Below are 1,728 nucleotides of genomic sequence, written 5' to 3' on the forward strand. Positions count from 1 at the left end.
CCGGAAGAAAGTGCGGCATACAAAATATTCAGAAGTGGCTGACGGATTACGGCGAAGCCTTTATGGCGCACTGCGAAAGCATGACGCTGACGCAGAAGTACCGCGACGGCCGATTAGATATGAGGCACCCCCGGCTCGACCGACTTGAGCCGGAAGCCATAGAGAGCTTCGACATGACGCCGTGGATGCCGGATGAGTATGCACGACGCGAAAGGGAAGCGAAAGCGTAAACAGAAGGGGCATCTGGCGTTTCAGGTGCCCTTTTTACATGTCCTTGCCCAGAGTCACGAAAATGGAACCAATGGGGAGCTTACGATAAAAAGAGCCGAAGACGCAATGCCTTCGGCTCTCTGATGCGCAGCGAACTGCTTTTGAAGTTAAGCCTTGAGCGCCGCTTCGCTCACGCCTGCTTTGGCGCAGGTCCTGAGGATCGCCGCCCATTCGCCCTCGGAGATCTCGACGCCGTTTTCAGTGCGGTCCTTCGTGCGCTGCATTTCGATTTCGCCCGGGCAGAGGATGGGGTTCCCGACCGGATCGGCTTCGGGCGAAGCCTTCACGTATTCGATCATCGAATCCATCTCGCGCTTCATCCAGGCGAGGTCGCAGAGCGCTTCCGGATTAATGACGAAGCTCGTCATGTTGTTCATGATCGTGCCGTCGCGCTCGACGAGCTCAGGAGAGTTCGTTCCGCCCGTGGAGAGAAGGCCCGCGAGGAGTTCGCAGGCGAAGCAGAGACCGGCGCCTTTGTAGAGACCCATCGGCAGCAGCGCGCCCTTCGGATCCTCCCACATGACCTTCGGGTCCGTGGTGGGCTGTCCCTTGCTGTCCACCATGACGGGGATCGGGAACTGCTTCCCGGCGAGATATGCAACGCGGGTCTTCCCCATCGCAACGATCGAGGTTGCGAAGTCGAGAATGAAGCGCTGGTTCTTTTCCGTCTTCGGGATCGCGCAGCAGAAGGGATTGGTGCCGAAGCGGGCGTCAGAACCTCCCCAGGGAGCGACGAGCGGGATGTAGTGGGTGACGTTCACGAAGTGAATCGAGACCATGCCGGCATCCGCGCACTGTTCGCCGTAGGTGCCGATGCGCCCCAGGTGGCAGGTGTTGGCGATCGTGTACATGCAGATGCCGTTTTCCTTCGCGCGGGCAATTGCCGCCTTCGTCGCTTCATAGCCCACGCGCTGGCCGTAGCCGCGGTCGCCGGAGAACTGCAGAATGCTGCCGCCGTCCTTCAGAAGTCTTGCGGGCGTATTGGGATGGAGCCTTCCGTCGGCGATGAGGTCGCTGTAGAGCGCGATCATGCCGACGCCGTGGCTGTCATGCCCGCGGAGGTTCGCGTTGATGAGATGGTCGGCGACGATGCCGGCCTCTTCGGCGGGGCTCCCGGTGGCAAGAAGCCATTCATAGGCAGCTGTGCGGAGTTCGCGGGGACTGTGGCGCATTTGGGTGTTCCTCCTCAGGGCGTCCAATGTTTTTCAAATCTTTTTCTAAAGCGGACGAGGGTCGTCCGCCTCGCGCAGAAAACGCATTGCCGGAAATTGTGTCGCGTGAGTGCCTTTCTTGGCAATAAGGCGCACTCACTAAGAACATGGAGAAGAGAGGAGGTGAGCGCGAACCGCAGGCAAAGAAAAAGGAGCGCTGATCGAAATCAGTGCTCCTTCTTCAAGAATTCTTTGGCTCCCCGAGCTGGGTTCGAACCAGCGACCTGCGGATTAACAGTCCGTCGCT

Annotated in this window: 2 protein-coding genes; one reads left to right on the top strand and one right to left on the bottom strand. The window is 59.3% G+C overall.

From position 1 onward, the window contains the following. Positions 1-230, top strand: a 230-nt coding sequence (locus tag Q0106_RS07780) for a hypothetical protein (RefSeq protein ID WP_297611182.1), incomplete at its 5' end; no start/stop codon positions are given. A gap of 147 nt (positions 231-377) precedes the next feature. Here Q0106_RS07780 and Q0106_RS07785 read toward each other — a convergent pair. Next, positions 378-1,442 carry a malate/lactate/ureidoglycolate dehydrogenase gene (locus Q0106_RS07785; RefSeq protein ID WP_297611185.1) on the bottom strand — a complete coding sequence of 355 codons (1,065 nt, stop codon included), beginning with the start codon at positions 1,440-1,442 and terminating at the stop codon, positions 378-380. Between the last annotated feature and the right edge of the window lie 286 nt (positions 1,443-1,728).

The organism is uncultured Sutterella sp., assembly GCF_937923675.1.
Lineage (GTDB): Bacteria > Pseudomonadota > Gammaproteobacteria > Burkholderiales > Burkholderiaceae_F > Sutterella.

Coding starts and splice junctions, on each gene's coding strand:
- Q0106_RS07785 (WP_297611185.1), bottom strand. CDS start 1,442: ATGCGCCACAGTCCCCGCGAACTCCGCACAGCTGCCTATGAATGGCTT.